The following is a 4,326-nucleotide window of genomic DNA, read 5'->3' on the forward strand; positions in this document are numbered from 1 at the left end:
AACGACGTCGGGGCCAACGCCCGCCGCGGCATCGACGAAGACGTTGTTCGCGATATTTCGGCCAAGAAGAACGAGCCGGAATGGATGCTCGACCTCCGGCTCAAGGGCCTGAAGTACTTCGACCGCAAGCCCATGCCCACCTGGGGCGCGGACCTGTCCGGCATCGACTTCGACAACATCAAGTACTTCGTGCGCTCCACCGAGAAGCAGGCCGCCACCTGGGAAGACCTGCCCGAGGACATCCGGAACACCTACGAGAAGCTGGGCATCCCGGAAGCCGAGCGCAGCCGCCTCGTCTCCGGCGTCGCCGCCCAGTACGAGTCTGAAGTGGTCTACCACCAGATCCGCGAGGACCTGGAAGCCCAGGGCGTCATCTTCCTGGACACCGACACCGCGCTGCGCGAGCACCCGGAGATCTTCCAGGAGTACTTCGGCACCATCATCCCGGTGGGCGATAACAAGTTCGCGTCGCTGAACACAGCCGTCTGGTCCGGCGGTTCCTTCGTGTACGTGCCCAAGGGCGTCCACGTGGACATCCCGCTGCAGGCCTACTTCCGCATCAACACGGAAAACATGGGCCAGTTCGAGCGCACGCTGATCATCGCCGACGAGGACTCCTACGTCCACTACATCGAAGGCTGCACCGCGCCGATCTACACCTCGGACTCGCTGCACTCCGCCGTCGTGGAAATCATCGTGAAGAAGGGCGCCCGCGTCCGCTACACGACCATCCAGAACTGGTCCACCAACGTGTACAACCTGGTGACCAAGCGCGCCATCTGCGAAGAGGGCGCCACCATGGAGTGGATCGATGGCAACATCGGCTCCAAGGTCACCATGAAGTACCCGGCCGTCTACCTCGTGGGCGAAGGCGCCAAGGGCGAGACCCTGTCCATCGCGTTCGCCGGCGAAGGCCAGCACCAGGACACCGGCTCCAAGATGGTCCACATCGCGCCCAACACCAAGAGCTCGATCATCTCCAAGTCCGTGGCCCGCGGCGGCGGCCGTGCTGCCTACCGCGGCCTGGTCCAGGTCCGCGAAGGCGCCAAGCACTCGGCCAACACGGTCCGCTGCGACGCCCTCCTGGTGGACACCATCAGCCGGTCGGATACCTACCCGTACATTGACATCCGCGAGGACGACGTCACGATGGGCCACGAGGCCACGGTCTCGCGGGTCAGCGAGGAGCAGTTGTTCTACCTGATGTCCCGCGGCATGCGCGAAGACGAGGCCATGGCGATGATCGTCCGCGGCTTCATCGAGCCGATTGCCCGCGAACTGCCGATGGAATACGCCCTCGAGCTGAACCGACTGATTGAACTGCAGATGGAAGGATCGGTCGGTTAATGACTGACATCACTACTGAAAAGGCCCGCATCGGCGCGCCCTCAGCCCAGCCGTTCATCAACGGCTTCACCGAGGAAGGCGAAAGCCTCTCACCGCTGAACGCCGCGGAGTCCAAGGCGCCGCTGGCCGGCGAGGCCGTCAAGCGCCACTCGCACGGCGGCGGTGTCGGCGTACCCGACAGCTCACGCGCCGGCCGCCTGACCTCCTACAAGCTGGCGGACTTCAAACCGCTGACCGGCATGGAGGAGGACTGGCGCTTCACCCCGCTCAAGCGCCTCCGCGGCCTGCACACCGAGGTCCTCACCGGTGCGGCGCCGGCCGTGAGCGTCACCGCTCCGGACAGCGTCAGGGTCGAGACCGTCGGCCGGGACGACCGCCGGATCGGCTCCGCCGCCATCCCCGAGGACCGCGTCTCCGCGAACGCCTGGGAGAACTTCGCCGAGGCCACCGTCATCACGGTCCCGTCCGAGGTCGAGGTGGAGGGCGAGGTCAGCGTGCTGCTGACCGGCCAGGGCACCGAAGCTTCCGCGCAGCACGTCGTGATCGTCGCGGAAAAGTTCTCCAAGTCGGTCGTCGTCCTGGACCACCAGGGCACCGCCGTCGTCTCGGAAAACATCGAAATCCTCGTTGAGGAGGGCGCGCAGCTGACCGTCATCTCGCTCCAGGAATGGAACGACGACGCCGTCCACGCCTCCTCCCAGCAGGCGAAGCTCGGCCGCGACGCGAAGTTCAAGCACATTGTGGTCAGCCTCGGCGGCGACCTCGTGCGCGTCACGCCCTCGGCACGCTTCACCGCCCCGGGCGCCGAAGTGGAACTGTTCGGCCTGTACTTCGCCGACGCCGGCCAGCACCTCGAGCAGCGCCTGTTCGTGGACCACGCCGTGGCCAACTGTAAGTCAAACGTCCTGTACAAGGGCGCCCTGCAGGGCCGCAACGCGCACACCGTGTGGGTCGGTGACGTTCTGATCCGCAAGGAAGCAGAAGGCACCGACACCTACGAGGCCAACCGCAACCTGGTCCTGACCGACGGTGCCCGCGCCGATTCCGTGCCGAACCTTGAGATTGAGACCGGCCTGATCGCCGGCGCCGGCCACGCCAGCGCCACCGGACGATTCGATGATCAGCACCTGTTCTACCTGATGGCCCGTGGCATCCCGGAAGAAGTGGCCCGCCGACTGGTGGTCCGCGGGTTCCTGAACGAGATCATCCAGAAGATCAACGTTCCGGCCATCGAAGAGCGCCTCACGGAAGCCGTCGAGCGCGAACTCGCGGCGACCAACCACTAGTGCGCAGCACCAGAGAACACGGACGACATCAATGACTGAACAGCCAAAGGGCGAGCTAGTCTGCAACGCCAGCGAGATCCAACTCAAGCAGGCGCTGCGGATCCTGATCGACGACTACCCGGTAGCGATCGTGAAGGACTCGATGGGGGAGATCCACGCCATCGGCGACACCTGCTCGCACGCGGACATCTCCCTCTCCGAAGGAGAAGTCGAAGGCTGCAAGATCGAGTGCTGGGGCCACGGCTCCCAGTTCGACCTGCGCAGCGGCGAGCCACTCCAGCTGCCGGCCTATGATCCCGTTCCCGTGTTTGCCGTGACCGTCCTGGATGACGAGGTCTACGTGGACTTCACCAACGTCCTGAACGGCGCCGAGGCTCCCACCTTCAGCTAGCTGCCTGCAGCCGGCATCCCGCACAAGAAAAACTTATCGCCAAGAAAACGCACAGTGCCGAGGGCACGGTGCAGAGGAGAACAAGACACATGTCGACTCTTGAGATCAAGGACCTGCACGTCAGCATTGACACCGAGCAGGGCACCAAGGAAATCCTGAAGGGCGTCAGCCTGACCATCAGGACCGGCGAGACGCACGCCATCATGGGCCCCAACGGCTCCGGCAAGTCCACGCTGGCGTCCACCATCGCCGGGCACCCGCGCTACAACGTCACCTCCGGCACGATCACCCTCGACGGTGAAGACGTCCTCGCCATGAGCGTCGACGAGCGCGCCCGCGCCGGCCTGTTCCTGGCCATGCAGTACCCCGTCGAGGTCCCGGGCGTGAGCATGACCAACTTCCTGCGCACCGCCAAGACCGCGATCGACGGCGAAGCCCCCAAGCTGCGCACGTGGACCAAGGAGGTCAAGGCCGCCATGGCGCAGCTGCGCATCGACGCCGACTTCACCCAGCGCAACGTCAACGAAGGCTTTTCCGGCGGCGAGAAGAAGCGCGTCGAGATCCTCCAGCTCGAGCTCTTCAAGCCGAAGTTCGCCATCCTCGACGAGACCGACTCGGGCCTGGACGTCGACGCGCTCAAGGTTGTCTCCGAGGGCGTCAACCGCGCCCACGGCGAAGGCAACATGGGCACCCTGCTCATCACGCACTACACCCGGATCCTGCGCTACATCAAGCCGGACTTCGTGCACGTGTTCGTCGATGGCCAGGTTGTGGAAGAGGGCGGCCCGGAGCTCGCCGACCGCCTCGAAGACGAAGGCTACGACCGCTACGCCACCGGCGCAGGGGCGGCCACCATCGCTGCCGCCTCGGCTGCAGCCCAGGCGTAGTTAGGACTCCGCAATGACCGAACTCAATGTGGCCCGCACGGGCCTCGAGGATGTCGAAGAGGCGCTCAAGGATGTGATCGACCCGGAACTCGGGGTGAACATCGTTGATCTGGGCCTGCTGTACGGTCTGAAATACTCCGACGACGACGGCGCCCTGCTGATCGACATGACTCTCACCACCGCCGCTTGCCCGCTCACCGACGTGATCGAGGAGCAGGTCGGCAAGGCCCTGGACGGGATTGTCGACGATTGGCGGCTCAACTGGGTGTGGATGCCGCCATGGGGCCCGGAACGGATCACCGAGGACGGCCGCGACCAGATGCGCGCCCTGGGCTTCAACATCTAGATCCGCACCACAGCTTTACCGCACGTCCGGGCCGGTATGGCCCGGGCGTGAACGACGGCGGCCCCACCT

5 protein-coding genes are annotated in these 4,326 nt (G+C 65.1%); all 5 read left to right on the forward strand.

Annotation, left to right across the window (positions count from 1 at the left end; translation table 11 throughout):
* Nucleotides 1–1,347: Fe-S cluster assembly protein SufB (sufB, locus tag Y706_RS23490; RefSeq protein ID WP_043434649.1), on the forward strand; the 1,347-nt coding region annotated here is incomplete at its 5' end.
* On the forward strand, nucleotides 1,347–2,633 hold the full coding sequence (sufD, locus tag Y706_RS0103725; RefSeq protein ID WP_028275513.1) for a Fe-S cluster assembly protein SufD: 1,287 nt from the start codon (nucleotides 1,347–1,349) through the stop codon (nucleotides 2,631–2,633). The genes sufB and sufD, both read left to right, overlap by 1 nt.
* Nucleotides 2,634–2,664: 31 nt before the next feature.
* Complete coding sequence (locus Y706_RS0103730) at nucleotides 2,665–3,024, forward strand: non-heme iron oxygenase ferredoxin subunit (protein WP_028275514.1); 360 nt, start codon at nucleotides 2,665–2,667, stop codon at nucleotides 3,022–3,024.
* A gap of 89 nt (nucleotides 3,025–3,113) precedes the next feature.
* A complete protein-coding gene (sufC, locus tag Y706_RS0103735) occupies nucleotides 3,114–3,911 on the forward strand; it encodes a Fe-S cluster assembly ATPase SufC (protein WP_028275515.1) in 798 nt (265 codons plus the stop codon).
* A gap of 13 nt (nucleotides 3,912–3,924) precedes the next feature.
* Nucleotides 3,925–4,257: a metal-sulfur cluster assembly factor gene (locus Y706_RS0103740; RefSeq protein WP_018772973.1), complete on the forward strand. Its 333-nt coding sequence runs from the start codon at nucleotides 3,925–3,927 to the stop codon at nucleotides 4,255–4,257.
* Nucleotides 4,258–4,326: the final 69 nt, after the last annotated feature.

Origin of the sequence: Arthrobacter sp. I3, from assembly GCF_000520575.1 — a bacterium.
Taxonomy (GTDB): Bacteria; Actinomycetota; Actinomycetes; order Actinomycetales; family Micrococcaceae; genus Arthrobacter; species Arthrobacter humicola_A.